This window comes from Streptococcus mitis (assembly GCF_047459985.1).
Lineage (GTDB): Bacteria > Bacillota > Bacilli > Lactobacillales > Streptococcaceae > Streptococcus > Streptococcus mitis_DZ.
The window spans coordinates 15,192-34,415 of sequence record NZ_JASHHD010000006.1; the positions used below are offsets into that span (position 1 = coordinate 15,192).

17 protein-coding genes are annotated in these 19,224 nt (G+C 41.0%); 2 read left to right on the forward strand and 15 right to left on the reverse strand.

Annotated features, from left to right (window positions below):
* Nucleotides 1-168: 168 nt before the first annotated feature.
* From QM959_RS04975 to QM959_RS05035, 13 genes are all read right to left on the reverse strand, one after another.
* Nucleotides 169-1,479: an LCP family protein gene (locus QM959_RS04975; protein ID WP_414371800.1), complete on the reverse strand. Its 1,311-nt coding sequence runs from the start codon at nt 1,477-1,479 to the stop codon at nt 169-171.
* On the reverse strand, nt 1,476-2,324 hold the full coding sequence (gene pheA, locus QM959_RS04980; protein ID WP_414371802.1) for a prephenate dehydratase: 849 nt from the start codon (nt 2,322-2,324) through the stop codon (nt 1,476-1,478). Before pheA ends, QM959_RS04975 begins: the two co-directional genes overlap by 4 nt.
* Entirely contained in the window at nt 2,321-2,797 is a 477-nt protein-coding gene (locus tag QM959_RS04985; RefSeq protein ID WP_414371804.1) for a shikimate kinase, read from the reverse strand. Before QM959_RS04985 ends, pheA begins: the two co-directional genes overlap by 4 nt.
* Complete coding sequence (gene aroA / locus QM959_RS04990) at nt 2,790-4,073, reverse strand: 3-phosphoshikimate 1-carboxyvinyltransferase (RefSeq protein ID WP_414371806.1); 1,284 nt, start codon at nt 4,071-4,073, stop codon at nt 2,790-2,792. The genes QM959_RS04985 and aroA overlap by 8 nt, the downstream gene beginning before the upstream one ends.
* A 167-nt stretch (nt 4,074-4,240) precedes the next feature.
* Nucleotides 4,241-5,395, reverse strand: coding sequence for a TPM domain-containing protein (locus QM959_RS04995; protein ID WP_414371808.1), 1,155 nt, complete (start codon nt 5,393-5,395; stop codon nt 4,241-4,243).
* 18 nt (nt 5,396-5,413) lie between these two features.
* Nucleotides 5,414-5,983 (reverse strand): LemA family protein, encoded by a 570-nt coding sequence (locus QM959_RS05000; protein WP_414371811.1) that lies wholly within the window; start codon nt 5,981-5,983, stop codon nt 5,414-5,416.
* Between the two features lie 343 nt (nt 5,984-6,326).
* Nucleotides 6,327-6,665, reverse strand: coding sequence for a YlbF/YmcA family competence regulator (locus QM959_RS05005; RefSeq protein ID WP_414371814.1), 339 nt, complete (start codon nt 6,663-6,665; stop codon nt 6,327-6,329).
* Between the two features lie 10 nt (nt 6,666-6,675).
* A complete protein-coding gene (locus QM959_RS05010; RefSeq protein WP_414371817.1) occupies nt 6,676-7,779 on the reverse strand; it encodes a prephenate dehydrogenase in 1,104 nt (367 codons plus the stop codon).
* 9 nt (nt 7,780-7,788) lie between these two features.
* On the reverse strand, nt 7,789-8,955 hold the full coding sequence (aroC, locus tag QM959_RS05015; protein ID WP_414371819.1) for a chorismate synthase: 1,167 nt from the start codon (nt 8,953-8,955) through the stop codon (nt 7,789-7,791).
* Nucleotides 8,956-8,964: 9 nt separating this feature from the next.
* A complete protein-coding gene (gene aroB, locus QM959_RS05020; protein WP_414371821.1) occupies nt 8,965-10,032 on the reverse strand; it encodes a 3-dehydroquinate synthase in 1,068 nt (355 codons plus the stop codon).
* Between the two features lie 18 nt (nt 10,033-10,050).
* Nucleotides 10,051-10,905, reverse strand: coding sequence for a shikimate dehydrogenase (locus tag QM959_RS05025; protein ID WP_414371823.1), 855 nt, complete (start codon nt 10,903-10,905; stop codon nt 10,051-10,053).
* The gene (gene aroD / locus QM959_RS05030) at nt 10,895-11,572 is read right to left on the reverse strand and encodes a type I 3-dehydroquinate dehydratase (RefSeq protein ID WP_414371824.1); all 678 of its coding nucleotides are present in this window, start codon (nt 11,570-11,572) and stop codon (nt 10,895-10,897) included. The genes QM959_RS05025 and aroD overlap by 11 nt, the downstream gene beginning before the upstream one ends.
* Nucleotides 11,569-12,732: a class I SAM-dependent rRNA methyltransferase gene (locus QM959_RS05035; RefSeq protein ID WP_414371826.1), complete on the reverse strand. Its 1,164-nt coding sequence runs from the start codon at nt 12,730-12,732 to the stop codon at nt 11,569-11,571. Before QM959_RS05035 ends, aroD begins: the two co-directional genes overlap by 4 nt.
* A 116-nt stretch (nt 12,733-12,848) precedes the next feature.
* On the opposite strand from QM959_RS05035, the gene QM959_RS05040 reads away from it, so the two are divergent.
* Complete coding sequence (locus tag QM959_RS05040) at nt 12,849-14,999, forward strand: LTA synthase family protein (RefSeq protein ID WP_414371828.1); 2,151 nt, start codon at nt 12,849-12,851, stop codon at nt 14,997-14,999.
* Nucleotides 15,000-15,065: 66 nt separating this feature from the next.
* Here the strand turns inward: QM959_RS05040 and QM959_RS05045 are convergent, their stop codons facing one another.
* Nucleotides 15,066-16,694, reverse strand: coding sequence for a hypothetical protein (locus tag QM959_RS05045; RefSeq protein WP_414371829.1), 1,629 nt, complete (start codon nt 16,692-16,694; stop codon nt 15,066-15,068).
* Nucleotides 16,675-17,424, reverse strand: a complete 750-nt coding sequence (locus QM959_RS05050) for an ABC transporter ATP-binding protein (protein ID WP_414371831.1) — start codon at nt 17,422-17,424, stop codon at nt 16,675-16,677. Before QM959_RS05050 ends, QM959_RS05045 begins: the two co-directional genes overlap by 20 nt.
* A gap of 178 nt (nt 17,425-17,602) precedes the next feature.
* Between QM959_RS05050 and QM959_RS05055 the strand changes: the two genes are divergently transcribed.
* Nucleotides 17,603-19,057 (forward strand): alpha-amylase, encoded by a 1,455-nt coding sequence (locus QM959_RS05055; protein WP_414371833.1) that lies wholly within the window; start codon nt 17,603-17,605, stop codon nt 19,055-19,057.
* Nucleotides 19,058-19,224: the final 167 nt, after the last annotated feature.

Genomic DNA, 19,224 nt, shown 5'->3' on the forward strand with positions numbered 1-19,224 from the left:
GACTGTAATACTCTTCGAAAATCAAATTCAAACCACGTCAACGTCGCCTTGCCGTACTCAAGTACAGCCTGCGGCTAGTTTTCTAGTTTGCTCTTTGATTTTCATTGAGTATAAAAAATCAAAGCCTGACTGCTAGATAAATAGCCTTCAAACTTTGATTTTTCTGTCTTATCTCAATCCCATCTGAGATAATTTATTCTGATATTTGTTTTGATCGACCAGCAAGCCCAAGCCTCCATAGACATCATAGGCATCTACCCAGTCACCCAGTTCTGGAACTGTTAATCTCTCAATGCCATTTTGCGCTCCATCTAGGAAGGATAAGCCATTGGTCAATAAGAAACTATAAGGAACATTCGTAGAAGTCATCCCAAAGACCTTACCAAGTGCTTCTGATCCAGTAAAGAGTTTGGTTGGATCCTTGAGTTGTTGCAGAACAGCTGTCAACACTTGCTGTTGTCTCTTGGTACGACCATAATCACCTTCATCGTCATCACGGAAACGTGCATAATTTAGCAAGGTTGAACCGTTCATCTGCTGTTTCCCAACTTTGATGGTTTGGGTTGGAGAATCTGTTTCTGTAGCATGTAAATCATCTCCGACTGTAGCTTCTGTTAATGGACGCCCATTCAATGTTGAAAATTGTGCATCAATTGTCACACCATCAGGGAAAAGCGTGTCAATCGCTGTTGCAAAGGCCTGGAAATCAACCAAGGCATAGTACTTAATGTCCAAGTCAAAATTATCTTTTAGGACTTTTCGGACCATTTCTGCTCCTTTTTGCCCCTCTTGTTCACCCAACTCATAGGCTACATTTAACTTGTTATCGGACTGCTTTCTGCCGTTGATGACTTGGCTATAACCGTCTATATAAACCAAATTGTCACGCATAAAGCTAACCAGCTTAATTTTCTTATCTGAACCACCAACATTTAGGACCATAATAGAGTCCGTTCTCGTCTCAGCACTATTTTGGCCAATCCGTCCATCCGTCCCCATAACCAAAATATTAACCCCATCTCTGGTATCTTGACCATGAAAAACTTCTACTTGGACTGCCTTAGCATTGGCAGGTTTGTTTGGATCCGCATTTGAATAACCTTTTAGGAACATAAAAATCATGCCAAAACCGACACAGGCTAGAAGGGCAAGCAATCCTGCAAAAATGCGCCCCCAACGAATCTTACGTTTTTTTGCTTTAACCTTTGGTTGAGAATGACTTTTCTGATATTTTTTTGCACGACTACGGTTACCATAGGTTAGAAGAGTAGACTGATTGATCGGTTCCATGGGAGACTCTTCCATATCGTGATTTTCATTATGAATTTCTGGAGAAGCTTCACTACTGCTAGCCATATTTAACTTACCTTGTAGGTAAGCAAACTCTTTTTTCTCTCGCTCATTGAGGTAATGAATATTCTTAAAGAGATAGTCATAACGCAATTGCTCGTGATGGCTTAAAGGATTTTCTTTACTCATCTTCTCTCCTTTCCATGGTCTGATATTGGATAAATAGGATAGGCACCCAATACTTTATATTGAATCCCAATCGCTTCTAATTCTTTTTGGGCAAAGTGGACCAAGGCCTTATCAGCATAATCCACATCTATAATGAAAAAATATTCTCCCAGTGCTGTCTTGAGTGGCCGACTTTCAATTTTTGTCAGGTCAATTCCCCGCCAAGCAAAGGTCGACAGAGCCTTATAAAGTGCGCCTGGAAGGTTGTCAGGTAAGGTCAAGGCCAAACTCATTTTTTCAGTTTGAGCTTGCAAAGGAATACTAGGATTTTCAGCTCCCAGAACCCAGAAGCGTGTGAAATTGGCTTCCATTTCTTGAATATCCTCAGCAATCAGTTCTAAGCCATATTCTTCAGCAGAACTTCTTGGTGCAATAGCTGCGAAGGGCTGATCTGGATGTTCGGAAATAAAACGGGCCGCATAGGCTGTACTAGCGGTCACCTCGATTTGGGCCTCTGGATATTGTTCATCAATGAATTTCTTTCCTTGAGCCAGAGCTTGTGGGTGTGAAAAAATCTTTTCAATCTTAGTGTGACCTGGGACTACCATCAACTGCTGGTGAATAGGTTGAACAATTTCTGCTACAGCTTGGATATGAGCCTGATGAAAAAGATAGTCCAATGTCTCATGAACACTACCCTCGATAGAATTTTCAACTGGAACCACAGAATAGTCCACCAAGCCTTGCTCATAGGCCTTGATAACATCTGTAATATTGGCAAAGGCCTGCAATTCCTCATGAGGAAAAGCTGTCTGCACAACATGGTGTGAAAACGATCCCTTGGGACCTAGATAAGCAATTTTCATCTTAGTTCCTCTATAATTTCCTCTGGGCTTAGCTTAGTCACATCCAAAACCCGACTAGCCACTTCCTCATACCAAGTTTGTCTTTCTTGAAAAATATCTCGCAACTCTTCCTTACTGTTGTTGAGAAAAAGCGGTCGCTGATTATCCTTATCAGCTGCGATACGTTGGTAGAGGGTTTCAAAATCAGCTTTCAGGTAAATATTATCAGAATTTGTCTTTAGTAAGTCACGATTTCGCTGAGAAATGACTACACCTCCACCAGTTGACACAACTTGGTCTCTTTGTAGTAAATCAGCTAGGACTTGAGACTCTATCTGACGAAAGGCTTCTTCTCCTTTTTCTTCAAAAAAACGAGCAATCGGCATCCCCAGTTGGTCCTCTAGCAAAGCATCCATGTCTACAAAATCAGGATCCAGTCCTCTAGCAACAGTAGATTTACCTGCTCCCATAAATCCTAGCAAAACTTTAGCCATGAATCAGAGTCTCCAAATCATTGAAAAAGCTTGGGTAGCTAGTGTTGATAGCTTCGGCACGATCCAATTCAACTTCTCCATCTTCAACCAAAAGAGCTGCAATGGCTGTCATCATTCCGATTCTATGGTCACCAAAGGTATTGACATTAGCACCATGGAGGGCAGATTTTCCTTTGATTATCATACCGTCTGCCGTAGGAGTAATAGTGGCTCCCATACTATTTAAAGCATCCGCGACAACTTGAATACGGTCTGTCTCTTTGACTTTAAGTTCTTCAGCATCTTTGATAGTCGTCGCTCCCTCTGCTTGCGTCGCAAGGAGTGCAATAATCGGCAATTCATCAATCAAACGTGGAATCAAGGCACCGCCAATCTCTGTTCCTTTCAAGTCAGAAGACTCAACAGTCAGGGTTGCAGATTTAGCCACTGGGTCAATTTCAGTTACTTCTAATTTTCCACCCATGGCACGAATGACATCGATAATCCCTGTACGAGTTTCGTTAATACCGACATTCTTTAGCACCACACGAGAATTTGGAACAATCAAACCTGCGACCAACCAAAAGGCTGCACTGGAAATATCTCCTGGAACCACGACCTTTTGTCCACTTAGTTTCTGTGGCCCTTGGACTGTAATTTTCTTGCCCTCCACACTTAAATGGCCCCCAAATTGTTGCAACATATCCTCAGTATGATTACGAGTGCACTCTTTTTCGATAATAACAGACTCCCCTTTAACCTGCAAGGCCGCAAACATCAAGGCTGACTTGACTTGGGCAGAGGCAATCGGCAACTCATAATGAATAGGTGCTAGGTTTTTCGTCCCTTTTAAATGAAGGGGAGGTAGGTCTCGCTCAGTTTGCCCTGAAATGCTGACGCCCATTTTTTTCAGTGGAATAGTCACACGGTCCATAGGACGTTTGGAAAGACTGTCATCTCCAAACATTTCTACTTCAAAATCTGCACCAGCAAGGACACCTGAAATCAGGCGAATCGAGGTTCCAGAATTTCCCATATCAAGGGCATTTTGCGGAGCTTTTAAGCCCTCCATACCTACACCTTGAATAGTAATAACCCCATCTTTATCCTCAATCTCAACACCAAGGTCACGAAAAACCTGAATAGTTGAGAGCACGTCCTCGCCACGTAAAATATCATAAACCTTGGTCTCACCCTCAGACAAACTTCCAAAGATAATAGAACGGTGGCTGATAGACTTGTCACCTGGAACTCGGATACTGCCGTGTAAGTGGCTAATGTTTGTTTTTAGTTTCATACTGGACCTCATACTTGCAATACTTTTACCTATTTTATCACAAAAAAGCCAGAAATTCCTTAAATTTCTGACTTTATGATAGTTAAAAATATTTTTTAATAAACTTTTATCTTTTTGATTTATTTTAACTTAAAGATTTTTTATAGCAATTCTTTTTCATTTTCAATTTACCAACTATCTGAAGAACCACCACCATCAAATCCACCGCCTCCCCAATCATCTGAAGACCAAGATGAACTAGAACTACCCGAATCATAGCTAGAGGAAGAAGAATCTGATCTACCATAAGAACTTGACTGTACTTCTAGTGAAGCATAGTAGCTTTTTTTTAGTTCGGAAGTCCAAGAAGCATTCCTCACAAAATCTTTATCGTTTGGATAGAGTTTTCCCTTCCCATTATAAGAGTATTGAGAACGATTGAGCCTATCTAGTTGTTTTCTTTCAACTTCTGCGTAGTATGCTTCAACAAGTAATGCAGTCCAAGTGTCATTAGGTAGAAAACCTTTTGAGTCTGGATAGAGTTTGTTATATCCTTCGTACTGATATTGAGACCTAATTAAACGCTTATTTTTTTTATAGTCAGATTTACGTTCTTCAGTCCACGTATCGTTAGGTACAAAGTCAGGAAAATCTGGATACAGCTTCCCCTTTCCCTCGTACTCATACTTAGAAAAGCGGCATCTTTTTAAGTACTTGAACCACGTTGCTAAACTTAGTAAAAGAAAGAATATTGGATAGAACAATATCGGAGACGAAATATAATCTAAGTATTTACTAAAGCCTTCATTATTTTTTAATGATTTTTCATAGCTTTTTGGAAGTCGATTATTTTCCTTCTTGTTTATGATTTCAGTTTTTCTAGACTCCGCTTTAGAAATACCTACTAGAATTTTGTTAAGGGCATCAGTATATTTCCCTTCTTTCATGTACGGTTTAGAATCATTTAGCAAGGAACTGACCATAGAGTCAGTAAGCCAAATTGCTGCTTCGTTGGATGTTTCAATACGAAACTTTCTATCCTTTATAACAATAGCAATTAAAATTCCACTGTTAGAATCTTGTTTGCCAACTTTCCATTTGCGTGCAACCTCATTGGCTACCTCTTCTATACTGGAACCGTCCAGGGTATCTACAATGTATATACCTACTTGGGTTTCACTTCCAGCATTCATACTCTCTAACGTTTCTGCAACACTAGTGGTTACATAACCGTTAGGATCGTAAATACCATTTAAAGGACGATCTGGAACAGCTATATTCGCTGCTACTAGAGACATAAAAAAGAAGAAAGGGGTAATTAAGAGTAAAAGTAACTTTTTCATAGGAGATACCCCTCAAGACTAATCAGTTAAATTGACTTTAGGGACCACCTTTGCATCTTTCTCTGCTTCAATTAACTCAGCTCTTTGGAAACCAAACAAACTAGCTATCATATTAGTAGGAAAACGTCTAATGGTCTTATTATATTCTGTTGCAGTATCGTTGTAATCTTTACGAGCAACAAACAAACGATTTTCAGTTCCCTCAAGCTCTGATATTAGAGAAGAAACTTGTGTGTCAGATTTTAACTCCGGATAATTTTCTTGAACAACAAGCAATCGAGAAATGGCAGAAGTTAATTCGCTCTCCCCTTCATTTTTTGTTTCTTTATTTCCTGACCCAATCTTAGAACGAGCATCTGCAATCTTTGTAAAGATGTCTTCTTCATGCTTCATATATCCTTTTACAGAATTTACAACATTTGGAATTAAGTCAGCCCTACGTTGAAGTGCAACTTCAATCTTCGAGTTAGCTTGTTTCACAGATTCATCTTTGCTAACAAGACTGTTGTAGGAACCTGTCAACATTATAAAACTGATGAAGATAATTCCTACAGGAACTCCGATTAGAGCAATTAGTTTTTTTGACATATTATTTCCTATTTTCTATTGTTCATCATTTGACTAAGATTTATCGATAATAAAAATTTCATTCTCTTTCGTAATTTTTTGTATTTCTTATCTCATCAAAAATTTCTAACTTATCAATTGAAGTTGAAAATAATAGTTAGAAGCATTCAAATTCGTTTTGTATTATAGTTATGATTTTCAAAAGCCTATTTAATTTGTTTTGCATTCTATTTATTAGTAAAGACATTCATCCCAACAGTCATTATTAAACAGACCTTGCTAATAACTCTAGCTTATACAGTAGTTACTAATAATAAACATACGCTTATGAAAATACCTATAAATAAAGAACAAAATTCTTTTCTTATTTTAGCAACTCTGAAACTGGTTCGAAAACAATTTTTTCAATGTCAGAAAGATAAATTGCCAATTGTTGTTGCTTGGTAAAGAATTCTGACAAGAGGCTATTCTCCTGAATCTGCTTACCAAAGTTTTCCATCTTCGCTTGGAAGGAAGCATCTGGCATTTGGCCTGTTTGTGCTAGTTTTTGAATTTCCTCTTGGAAGGCAAGGTATTCTGTAAAGATTTTGCTTGCCTCAGCATCTGCTGAAATAGCATCTTTAGCAGCCTTGACAGCCTTGTATTCTGGTAATTCGCGAAGACCGCGACTGAGTTCGTTTGCACTATCGTAAATATTTGACATGATTTTCTCCTTATTTGATGACGACTGTATAGTCGGTGTTTTCTGTTATGAGATGCTCGGCTCGTTCCAAATCTTGAGCATTTTTAAATGAAATTTGTAGGATTCCGTGAATATCCTCACGGTTTTCCTCGTTGATATGGATATTGACCAAGGAAGTTCCACGTAGCAGTTCCAAAATCCGCAGGATGACATCTTCTTCATCGGGAACATCGACATATAGGTCATAAGAGCTGTCCACACCACCACGCTTATGGATTTCCATAGCCTGACGTTGCTCACGCGCTTGGTTGAAAAAGTTCCAGATTTGCTCCTCATCTCCCTTGCTGATGGCCTGACCAACCTCGTTTAAGCGTTCCTTGAAATCCTCAATTCGGTCTAGAATCGTTTCACGATTAGACAAGAGAATGGAGGTCCACATTCCTGGCTCGCTTTCCGCAATTCGGGTCATATCTCGAAAACCACCTGCCGCAAAGCGCCTTGCCATCTCATGTTCTTGAGCATAGACCGCGGTCTGTTCCATGAGACTAGAAGCCAGAATGTGAGGAAAATGGCTAATCTGAGAAGTCACTCGATCATGCTCCTTGGCATCAATCTCGATAAAGCGAGCATGAAGACCTGAAAGCAGATCCTTCATTTCCTCAAGTGTGTCAGGACTTGTCAGTTTCGAAGGCGTAAAGATATAATAGGCATTTTCAAAAAGATTGACATCTGCCGAAGCGGCCCCTGTCTTGTGACTACCAGCCATGGGATGGGCTCCGACAAAGCGAACAGGCTTGTCAGCCAAATACTGATCTGCTGCATCTACAATGGCTGACTTGGTCGAACCAGCATCCGAAATAATGACGCCTTCTTTCAAGTCCAAGTTGGCCAACTCCTTAATGAAAGCAATGGTTTGTTTGATTGGCAAGCTGAGAATGATGATATCTGCCAAAGGAGCAAAACTGGCAAAATCATCTGTCGCACGGTCAATCATTCCCTGCTCCAAGGCGATATCTCTAGATGCCTGACTACGATTGTATCCTAAAATTTCATAATCGGGATGATCTCGCTTGATTCCGAGTGCCATCGAAGCACCTATCAAACCCAAACCTGCGATATAGATGGTTTTCGCCATAAGAACTCCTTAATAATGTTTTGTGTACTCCCGATGTTTAGCAACAGCTTCTTTTAATTCCTCAAGATTATCTGATGAGAATTTTTCAAGTATTTCTTGTGCCAGAACCGTTGCCACAACTGCTTCCATAACTACACCTGCAGCTGGAAGAGCAGTCGGATCACTTCTCTCAACAGTTGCCTTGTAGGGTTCATGGGTTTCAATATCCACACTCATAAGTGGTTTGTAGAGAGTAGGAATAGGTTTCATAACGCCACGAACAACAATAGGTTGCCCATTAGTCATACCACCTTCAAATCCACCCAGATTGTTGGTACGACGAGTGTAGCCGTCTTCTTTAGACCAGAGAATTTCGTCCATGACTTGGCTGCCTTTACGGTAACCCGCCTCAAATCCAAGACCAAATTCTACCCCTTTAAAGGCATTGATAGAGACAACTGCTTGCGCCAATCGCGCATCCAATTTTCTGTCCCATTGAACATAGGAACCAAGGCCGACTGGTACGCCTCCAACGACTGTCTCAACAACTCCACCTATAGTATCACCGTCACGCTTGATTTGGTCAATATAATCCTTGATTTCCTGTTCTCTTTCTTGGCTGACAATAGAAACTTCAGACTGGGCAGCTCGTTCCTTAATTTCAGCTACTGTCAGATTTTCAGGTACATCAATTTCCTTGCCACCAAAGACCACGACATGATTAGCAATTTCCATATCCAGCTCAGCCAAGAGGCGTTTGGCTACTGCCCCAACTGCCACCCGCATGGTTGTTTCACGGGCAGATGAGCGCTCCAAGGAATTTCTCAAATCGTCAAAACGGTACTTGATGCCTCCAACCAAGTCGGCGTGACCTGGACGAGGACGGGTGATTTTTCGTTTACTTTTAAGGCGCTCTTCAATGTCCTCCGCAGACATGATATCCAGCCATTTTTGGTGGTCCTTGTTGATGACATCCATGGTAATAGGAGCCCCTGTTGTCTTCCCGTGACGAACCCCCGAAGTAAAGACAACTTGGTCACTCTCAATTTTCATACGACCGCCACGACCGTAACCACCTTGGCGACGTTTGAGGTCCTCATTGATATCCTCAGCTGTCAAAGGAAGTCCAGCTGGAATTCCCTCAATGATAGCTGTCAGACGCGGACCGTGTGATTCTCCTGCTGTTAAATATCTCATACATTCTCCTTATTTTACCAAGTAGTCTCTCATCTCTTCCAGAGAAACTGTGTGAATGCTCGCTGAACCAAGCTCTGGTACCAAGACCAATTTCAGAGTATTACCACGCGCTTTCTTATCATGAGTCAAAGCCTGATAAAGCTTGTCAACATCCCAGTTTTCATAGTCAACAGGCAAGCCAAATTTCTGACACATAGCTGTAATGGACTGAGTTATGCCAACTGGCATAAGGCCTTTTTCCTCAGCAACCTTGGCAATCTGCACCATTCCCATGGCCACAGCCTCTCCATGCATAACTTTTCCATAACCGGCCGTTGCTTCAATGGCATGACCAATAGTATGGCCAAAATTGAGGTAAAGGCGAACACCATTGTCCAACTCATCCTCAACTACCATCTTACGCTTAACCTGACAAGAATGTTCAATCAAGGTCTCTGCATGTTCCAGAATGCTCTCAACAGAACCATCCAACTCCGTCAAAAGATTCCAGAGTTCCACATCCTCAATCAAGCCATACTTGATGACCTCACCCATTCCTTCAATCAACTCTCTTTTTCCGAGCGTTTCAAGAACAAGTGGGTCGATCAGAACCCCATCTGGTTGGGCAAAGGTTCCCACCATATTTTTAGCAAAAGGAGTATTCACACCAGTCTTTCCACCGATAGAGGAATCCACCTGGGCAGTTAAACTAGTTGGAATTTGAACGAAATGAATTCCTCGCATATAGGTAGAGGCTACAAATCCAGCTAAGTCTCCGACCACTCCACCACCGAGCGCAACGATGCCATCACTTCGAGTTAAACCTTGTTTAACTAAAAATTCATAGGCTTTCTGCACTGTAGTCAGATTTTTCCGTTCTTCACCTTCTAAAAAGTCAAATACAGCAACTTGAAAACCAGCACCTTCTAGGCTGAGTTTAACCTTCTCAGCATAAAGAGAGGCTACATGGTTGTCAGTTACGATAACCACTTTTTGTGGTTGCCATAGTTCTCGCAACCATTGACCAGCCTGAGCCAGACAGCCTTTTTCAATCTGAATATCATGAGGATGATGAGGAATATCGATTCTGATTTTCATAGGAGAGTCTCCTTTTCTTTATTGGTATTTTTCTGTTAAGGACTGCCAAATCTCTTCCGTCGGCATTTCCTTTCCTGTCCACAATTGAAAAGCTTCTGCAGCTTGATAGAGCAACATTCCCAGACCATTGACTGCTGAATTACCCTGACTTCTGGCCCATTTCAAAAATGGCGTCTCAAAGGGTTGGTAAATGATATCTGCTACTAAGAGAGTTTCTGGTAAAACTATGCTTTCAGGAACTGGAGAGGATTGACCATCCATGCCCACACTTGTCGCATTAACCAGCAAATCCGACTCGGCAATCCTTGCTTGCAGTTCAGAAACATCTTCTAAAGCGTACAAGTCCACCTTAAAGCCTGTCTGCTCCTGTAACTTGTCTAGGTAAGGTTTTGTTTTTTCCATAGAAACCGAACGAACAAAGACCGAAATCTGACTGACGCCATACAAAATAGCTTGCGCCAGAATGGACTTAGCCGCACCACCTGCACCCAGCAAGGTCATCTTCTTACCTGAAATTGTAAAAGAAGGCAAGCTCTTAAAAAATCCCTTGCCATCTGTATTATATCCAATTAAATTGCCATTCTCATTGACAACTGTATTGACCGCACCAATCAAGCGCGCCTCATCGCTCAGCACATCCAAATAAGGAATCACCTGCTCCTTATAGGGCATGGAAAGGTTGATACCAAACATCTGGTAGCGACGAATATTGGCAACCGTTTCTGCCAAGTCACCCACTTCAATATCCCAAGCCACATAAGCACCGTTGGTAGCTGTCGCCTCAAAGGCCCTATTGTGAATAAAGGGAGAAATAGAATGCTTAATAGGATTGGCAACAACGGCAGCTAAACGTGTATAGCCATCAAGCTTCATCCAAAATCTCCCTGATTTTTTTCATGTTAGCTAGAGAAATCTGACCAGGGGCACTGGCCACATCTAGACTAGCAAAAGACCAGCTAGAACCAGTTACATCCGCAGTGATACGAGAGACCTTGCCTACCTTACCCATAGAAATCGTTACATATTCCTGCTCAGGATTGAGGGTTTTAAATCCTCGTGTATAGTTCATCAAGTCTAGCACATCCTGCTCTGTGTGAGCCATCACTGCAACCTTAACAAGTTTTGGATTTAAACTCGTCAACTCTGACAAGATTTCCATCATGTTTTCAGGTGTTTCTTGGAAATTGTGGTAACTCAAAATGAGATTTGGGAAGTCCAGCATTTCCTCAAAAACATCCTTGTAGCTATAATACTCAAAATCAATATAGTCTGGTTGATAGAGTTGTGCCACTTCCTTGATGAGATGGATATATTCTTCTGGAGAAAGGTCGATTTCTCCCCCTTCAGAGCGAGTTCGTAGCGTGAAAACCAACTCACGGCCTGCGAATTTTTCAAAAATGGCTGGAGCCACCTGCAAAATCGCTTCCTTAGGCAGATAATCGGCACGCCATTCAATGATGTCGGCATCCAGATATCTCGTGGCATCCAGAGCCTGGGCCTCCTCTAAACTTCTTGGCATTACTGAAACGATTAATTTCATTTACTAACCTTCATACTAATCACCTTGAGGTAATTACTACTTTCATCTTTTTTATTATAGGCGAAATCTGCTGGAAGACCGTATTTGTTTAAAATCTGGTAACTTCTTCCTGCAAAGCCTTTATCAATTTGTTCTGTAAATTTCTGACGGGAAACATTGGCAGCATTGGTACTAGCAATGATAATCCCTCCCGGATTTAAAATCTCAAGACTCTGGGAAATCAACTTGTGATAATCCTTGGCCACAGAGAAAGTTTGTTTTTTGTTCCGAGCAAAGCTAGGCGGATCTAGGACAATCACATCATAAGACAAGCCTTTTCGCTTAGCATATTTGAAATACTCAAAGACATCCATGACTATAAAACGATGGTCGTCTGTACTGATTCCATTTGCCTGAAAATGCGCTTGAGACAATTCTCGTGAACGTTTAGCTAGGTCAACTGAAGTAGTCTGGCTTGCTCCTCCCATGGCTGCAGCTACTGAAAAAGCCGCTGTGTAGGAAAACGTATTGAGCAAGGATTTACCCATGGCCAAACCGTCTACCAAACTCCCACGAACCTCATGCTGGTCTAGGAAAATCCCTGTCATCAAGCCATCATTCATAAAGACTTGATACAAGACACCATTTTCCAGAACAGTGAAAAAGTCAGGTGCTTCTTGACCATAAACATGGGCAGATTCATAGTCTTGACCCTTAAAGCGAATCTTCTCATAGGCTCCTAAAACCTCAGGAAAAACCTGTCTAAAGGCTTCTGAGATAGTCTGACGAATCTGATAAACATAAGAGTTATACCAAGAAAAGACGGCATAATCACCATAAAGATCCACTGTCAGACCCCCAAAGCCATCTCCCTCTTGGTTAAAGAGACGAAAGGCAGTTGTCAAATCATCTTGATAATAAGCTTTTCTCTTTTTTTTGGCTTTTCTAAACAGTGTTTCAAAGAAAGCTTGATTAAAGGTCACCTTGTCTGTGCTGACAAACCAGCCCAAGCCCTTGTTTTGCTGAGAAAGATAGGCAGTCCCAAGAAAGTTTCCATCTTGACTATGGACTTCTACTTCCTGATCCTTGAGATGAACATCTGCAAGGTCGCTAGCTTCTAGTAAAACTAGCCCTTTAGCGAGCTTCTTTTCAACCCGTTTGCTGACTCTTATTCTATTCATAGTCCCTATTATAGCAAATTTTATGACAATTCTCAAAAAAGAAACTACCCTCGCTTTTTTACTCTAGTTTTAAAAAATGGTATACTGATACTAATAAAAACTTAGGAAGTAATTGTGTGAGAATCAATTTTAACAAAATCCAAAATGCCCTGAGTACCAGACTGGGTTTTGTCCTAACCCTTTTAATCCTCTATTGGCTCAAAACCTTACTAGCCTATACCGTTGACTTTAATTTAGATATTCAATTGGGCAAATTGCAGGGAAATTACCTTGCCTTTATCGCCTTTTTCAATCCCCTTCCTTTGGGACTCCTCCTGCTGGCTCTAGCCCTCTATACTCGGTCAACCAAGGCCTTTTACAGTCTTAGCATAGCTATCTACAGCCTTTTATTCATTTGGCTCTATTCTAATGTCTTTTACTATCGAGAATTTAGTGACTTTATCACGGCTAATACCATGAAAGTGGTCAGCAAGGTGTCTGTTGGTACTGCAGAACTAGAGTTACTGCGTCTTTGGGATTTCATCTATTTTATGGATTTCCCACTGTTGGCTTATCTTCTCTATAAAAAATGCATCCAACTGGATAGGAGACCTTTCAAATTCCGCTCCAGTGTTGCTATCACTGCTCTCTCAGCCCTGCTCTTTTCAGCTAATCTTTTCTTGGCTGAAATTGAACGTCCCGATCTCCTATCGCGAGGATTTTCCAATTATTATATTGTACGTGCCCTTAGTTTGCCAGCCTTTTTAGGCTATAGTGCCAACCAATCCTATAGCGCCAACAAAGAACGTGCTAAGGCTTCTGAGACTGACCTTCAACCTATTACAGACTATATTCAAGAACATTCTGCCAAGCCCAATCCAGACTATTTTGGCTTAGCTAAAGGGAAAAATGTAATTTATCTCCACTTGGAGAGTTTCCAACAATTCCTGCTTGACTATAAACTCAACATAGATGGAACTGAGCACGAAGTCACTCCCTTCCTTAATTCCCTCTACCATTCGCAATCAACCCTAGCCTTTTCGAATATCTTTAACCAAGTTAAGGCTGGTAAGACTTCAGATGCAGAAACCATGCTGGAGACTGGTTTGTTTGGACTTGACCAAGGTTCTTTCATGGTCAACTATGGAGGTACCAATACCCAGCAAGCAGCTCCTTTTATCCTATCGAAAAACGGCTACCAATCGAGTGCAGTCTTTCACGGCAATATCGGTACCTTCTGGAATCGAAATACAACCTACAAACAATGGGGCTACCAATACTTCTTTGATGCTTCCTACTTCACCAAGCAAGACAGTAGTAACTCTTTCCAATATGGTTTAAATGATAAAATCATGATGAAAGATTCCATCCAATATCTGGAGCACCTGCAGCAGCCTTTTTATGCTAAATATATCACGGTGTCCAATCACTATCCCTATGCCAGCAATCTGACTGGCGATGAGCTTGGTTTCCCCTTGGCTAAAACCAAAGATGAAACAATCAACGGCTACTTCCAAACAGCCAACTATCTGGATAGTGCTATCAAGTCCTTCTTTGACTATCTCAAAGAAAGTGGCCTCTATGAAAATTCTATCATCGTCATCTACGGAGACCATTATGGCATTTCCAATTCTCGCAATCCTGACCTGGCTCCCTTGATTAGCAAGACTTCTGAAAATTGGTCGAATTACGATAACGCCATGTTGCAACGAGTGCCTTTTATGGTAGTCATGCCTGGTTATGAAAAGGGGCAAATCATCAATACCTACGGTGGACAAATCGATATCTTACCGACTCTCGAACACCTCCTTGGTATTGAGTCCAATTCCTTCCTTCAAGTAGGACAAGACCTTCTGTCTCCAGATCATCAAGAAATCGTTGCCTTTCGGACTGCCAATTCCTTCGTCACACCTAAATACACCAGTTATGACGGACGAACCTACTATACTGAAAGTGGTCTTGAAATCAGCAATCTTGATGAACAAGCTCAAACTGAACTGGAAAGCATTCGTCAGGCAGCCAGTCAACAACTGAAAATCAGCGACCAGATTCAAACTGGTGATTTAATACGTTTCTACCAAGCAGATCACCTTGGAACAGTTGATACTGAAAATATTTCTTACCTCAATTCCTTACCAATTCTGCAAAAGATTGAGCAAGAAAAAGGTAGTCAATCAACTAGTCTCTTTAGCCAACGACAAGGTAAAACCAGTTCTGACCTTTTCAAGGCACCAAGTTACCAAGAACTCCATCTCGAGTCTGCAGAAACCGAATCAAAATCACAATAAAAGATGCTCTTCCGTCTTGGAGGAGCATTTCTTTTTTTAAATTTGTCAAGCAAGCGACCAACTAGCTCATCTTTTTTCTATCTCTACCAATATCCGTGACAGATAGTAATGATAGCTAAATATAGCAAGACCAAGCAGGAGGATAAGAGCTCCTACCCCCAAGCTGATGGCAAGAACAGGAGAAAGAGACTGAACTAAGAATATGCTACCAATTACAAGGGCCATTAGGATTGCACTATAAATAAAAATCAAAACAATTGCGACTATGCCATTTGAACGATTCACCAGGTCCGTAATACTACTCCAATTGGTTGAGAGATTTTTCACATCCTTAAAGTAATGGTGGCAAGAAAGGATGACACTGGCAAGGAGCCATACAACAATAAGGTAAATCATCGAAAGGATGGGCAATCCTAAATAAAGGGAAAGACCAAGTAAAGTCACGATAGGTAAAAAGGACTGGACAGCAAAGATAATCCAAAATTTCACTTTCACATAACGAGCAAAATCAAAGGGCAAACTCTTCAGAAAATCAAAATTTTCCCTCTCCAGAGATAACCCGATTGAAGATAGACTTGTGATATTGTTATTTAAAACTGCTATAAATACTCCCACAAAAAACAAGGGCAACCAATATTCGGCATTTATTTCTGGAACAAGCTGTGAATCCCTAATCTTAAATATCAAGCCTATCATAAAGAAATAAGGCAGGAAAGTACTTGTAAAAAGCACTGTCACCAAGCTAGTTCCCTGTCCCAAGAGGGAGAGATTGTAGCGTAACACCATACGGAAAAAACCTTTTTTAGTTATGGAAATGCTTTGTTTGCTACGACGCTCTTTTCTGATTTTTTCCTCACTGTTGGTCATAACTACTTGATAAAATTGAGGAACAACCTTCTTTTTTGTCAGATAAAGTAGCAAAACAGTTGCTACTATCCAAGCAAGTAATCCAAAGATAGATTCAAGAGAAAAAGGCTCTACTGCTATTTTATAAAAGATATGAAGAGGATAAACGAGGGTTGGGACTTCTCTAACTGTCTCTATACTAGCTCCTGAATTTGAATAGAAAACCAGTATCATAGGGAATAATAACCCTAGACCAATCATGGCATTAGACAGAATAGACTGGTGCTTTCTGAAAAATGCTGTCTGGGCCAAAAAATGGACTGCCAAGACCATCCCTAGACCAACTGAGACCAATAATAAGGTCAAAGACAGTAACATCAAGGGCAACCCCAACCAAAGAGAGGGAGCTAATCGAAGATAAAGAACTAGAAAATAAGCTAAGATAGGGACAAGTCCAACTAGAGACGGCAAAAGAACAGATATTCCTTTGGCAAGCATAATTTCTGATTCCTTAAAGGCATAAGGACTATAAGAGGATAAGTCCTTACTCTCATAAAAAACATTGTAAAAGGCTGTTAAACTATTAGAAAAGACAATAACTAGAAAAATAGCAATCATATTACTAAATAAACTGGGAACCTCCTCAAAGGGATAACGAAAAACTAGATTCGAAAATAAGATGAGTAGCAACAGGCTAGAAACAAGATAAGAACGTAACAATTTCCCTGATACATCAACCTTTTTATCGGGATTCTTAGCTTGTTTTTTGCGTAGATTTGCTAGGTTCGTCTCATTTGATGAATAAAGGATATTGATATCAACTAATTTTTTAATGACCTTGAGACGCATCCGTAACCTCCTCTTTTCTACCAGCAAGGCTAAGGTAGATACTTTCCAAAGACTGATCTGGGTGGTCTTTTCTCAAGTCCTCTACACTACCACAATAAATCAAATGCCCCTTTTTCAAGATGGCAATCCGATCACAGACTTGCTCAGCAACTTCGAGTACATGCGTCGAAAATAGGACAGTCTTGCCTTTTTGTACATGTTCCTTCATCATTTGCTTCAAATCAAAAGCAGCCTGGGGATCCAAACCAGTCAAGGGTTCATCCAAGACCCAAATATCAGGATCAGATAAGAGCGCCCCTATCACAAAGACTTTCTGACGCATTCCGTGAGAAAGGGTTTCAATAACCTGATAGCGATTTTCAGCAAAATCAAAAACGTTCAACAGCCTAGCTAGACTAGCTTCCAAGTCAGAGCTGCTCAAATCATAGGATGAAGCAACCAATTCCCAAAATTCATTGGCCGTTAAACGTAAAAATAAGTCAGGCGAGTCTGCAACGTAGCCAATCTTTCGTTTGATAGCCAAGCGATCTTCCGATAAATCTAAACCATCTACCAAAATACGACCACTGCTGGGTGAAATGATACTGACTAGAGACTTTATGGTGGTCGATTTTCCAGCACCATTATGGCCAATCAAGCCCATAATTTCTCCATTTTCAATCTGCAAATTGAGATTGCTCAAGGCCTCTTTATCACCATACAACTTACTAACATTTTGAAATTCAATCATGGGCTGACTCCTATCTTTATCTATGTTATATACTGTTATACTAGCACTTTAATACAAAAAAATCAACACTTTACTTTAAATAGTTAAAATATATTTCTTCTATCTTACGCAAACGTTTGCGTAAGATAGAACTTTATGATAGAATATAGAACAAGATTGACAAGTAAGAGGAAACATCATGCAAAATCAAACACTTATGCAATACTTTGAATGGTATCTGCCCCACGACGGCCAGCACTGGACGCGTCTAGCTGAAGATGCTCAACACCTAGCTGATCTCGGTATCAGCCACGTCTGGATGCCACCAGCTTTCAAGGCAACCAATGAAAAAGATGTCGGCTATGGTGTCTATGACTTATTTGACTTAGGAGAGTTCAACCAAAAAGGGACTGTCCGCACCAAGTATGGTTTCAAAGAAGACTATCTTCAAGCTATTCAAGCCCTAAAAGCGCAGGGAATCCAGCCCATGGCCGATGTGGTGCTCAATCACAAGGCTGCAGCCGATCATATGGAAGCCTTTCAGGTTATCGAAGTGGATCCCGTAGACCGTACAGTTGAACTTGGAGAACCCTTCACTATCAATGGCTGGACTAGCTTTACCTTCGATGGTCGCCAAGATAGCTACAATGACTTCCACTGGCATTGGTACCACTTTACTGGTACAGACTACGATGCCAAACGTCGTAAGTCTGGCATTTATCTGATCCAAGGGGACAATAAGGGCTGGGCAAATGAGGAATTGGTCGATAACGAGAACGGAAACTACGACTACCTCATGTATGCCGACCTAGACTTTAAACATCCTGAAGTCATTCAAAATATCTATGACTGGGCAGACTGGTTCATGGAAACCACTGGTGTAACTGGTTTCCGCTTGGATGCAGTCAAACACATCGATTCTTTCTTTATGCGCAATTTTATCCGTGATATGAAGGAAAAATATGGTCAAGATTTCTATGTTTTTGGTGAATTCTGGAATCCTGACAAGGAAGCCAATCTGGACTATCTTGAAAAAACGGAAGAACGCTTTGACCTTGTCGATGTTCGTCTCCACCAGAATCTCTTTGAAGCCAGTCAAGCTGGCGCAAACTATGACCTTCGTGGCATTTTTACAGATAGCCTGGTTGAACTCAAACCTGACAAGGCTGTGACTTTTGTCGATAATCATGATACCCAACGAGGTCAGGCTCTTGAGTCTACCGTTGAAGAATGGTTCAAACCAGCAGCCTATTCCCTCATTCTGTTACGCCAAGATGGCCTTCCATGTGTCTTTTATGGAGATTACTATGGGATTTCAGGGAAATATGCCCAAGAAGATTTCAAAGAAGTCCTTGACCGCCTCCTAGCCATCCGAAAAGACTTGGCCTATGGAGAACAAAATGACTACTTTGATGATGCTAACTGTATCGGTTGGGTACGTTCAGGTGCTGAAAATCAATCCCCCATCGCAGTCTTGATTTCCAATGACCAAGAAAACAGTAAGTCAATGTTTGTCGGCCAAGAGTGTGCTAACCAAACCTTTGTAGATCTACTTGAAAACCACCAAGGTCAAGTTACAATCGATGAAGAAGGTTATGGACAATTCCCAGTCTCAGCTGCTTCGGTAAGCGTCTGGGCAGCCAATACTATCTAATAGCTCATAATAACCAAGCCAAGTCCAATCGGATTTGGCTTTTTTGTCTACGCAAAAAGATCTACCCAAATGGATAGATCTTTATACTCAATGAAAATCAAAGATCAAACTAGGAAGCTAGCCGCAGGCTGTACTTGAGTACGGCAAGGTGAAGCTGACGCTGTTTG

Bases quoted from the DNA above. Each gene is read 5' to 3' on its own strand.
- aroA (WP_414371806.1), bottom strand. From the start codon at position 4,073: ATGAAACTAAAAACAAACATTAGCCACTTACACGGCAGTATCCGAGTT.
- aroC (WP_414371819.1), bottom strand. From the start codon at position 8,955: ATGAGATATTTAACAGCAGGAGAATCACACGGTCCGCGTCTGACAGCT.
- QM959_RS05055 (WP_414371833.1), top strand. From the start codon at position 17,603: ATGCAAAATCAAACACTTATGCAATACTTTGAATGGTATCTGCCCCAC.
- QM959_RS05000 (WP_414371811.1), bottom strand. From the start codon at position 5,983: ATGTCAAAAAAACTAATTGCTCTAATCGGAGTTCCTGTAGGAATTATC.
- QM959_RS05045 (WP_414371829.1), bottom strand. From the start codon at position 16,694: ATGCGTCTCAAGGTCATTAAAAAATTAGTTGATATCAATATCCTTTAT.
- aroD (WP_414371824.1), bottom strand. From the start codon at position 11,572: ATGAAATTAATCGTTTCAGTAATGCCAAGAAGTTTAGAGGAGGCCCAG.
- QM959_RS05025 (WP_414371823.1), bottom strand. From the start codon at position 10,905: ATGAAGCTTGATGGCTATACACGTTTAGCTGCCGTTGTTGCCAATCCT.
- QM959_RS04975 (WP_414371800.1), bottom strand. From the start codon at position 1,479: ATGAGTAAAGAAAATCCTTTAAGCCATCACGAGCAATTGCGTTATGAC.
- QM959_RS05005 (WP_414371814.1), bottom strand. From the start codon at position 6,665: ATGTCAAATATTTACGATAGTGCAAACGAACTCAGTCGCGGTCTTCGC.
- QM959_RS04995 (WP_414371808.1), bottom strand. From the start codon at position 5,395: ATGAAAAAGTTACTTTTACTCTTAATTACCCCTTTCTTCTTTTTTATG.
- aroB (WP_414371821.1), bottom strand. From the start codon at position 10,032: ATGAAAATCAGAATCGATATTCCTCATCATCCTCATGATATTCAGATT.
- QM959_RS05050 (WP_414371831.1), bottom strand. From the start codon at position 17,424: ATGATTGAATTTCAAAATGTTAGTAAGTTGTATGGTGATAAAGAGGCC.
- QM959_RS04985 (WP_414371804.1), bottom strand. From the start codon at position 2,797: ATGGCTAAAGTTTTGCTAGGATTTATGGGAGCAGGTAAATCTACTGTT.
- QM959_RS05035 (WP_414371826.1), bottom strand. From the start codon at position 12,732: ATGAATAGAATAAGAGTCAGCAAACGGGTTGAAAAGAAGCTCGCTAAA.
- QM959_RS05010 (WP_414371817.1), bottom strand. From the start codon at position 7,779: ATGGCGAAAACCATCTATATCGCAGGTTTGGGTTTGATAGGTGCTTCG.
- pheA (WP_414371802.1), bottom strand. From the start codon at position 2,324: ATGAAAATTGCTTATCTAGGTCCCAAGGGATCGTTTTCACACCATGTT.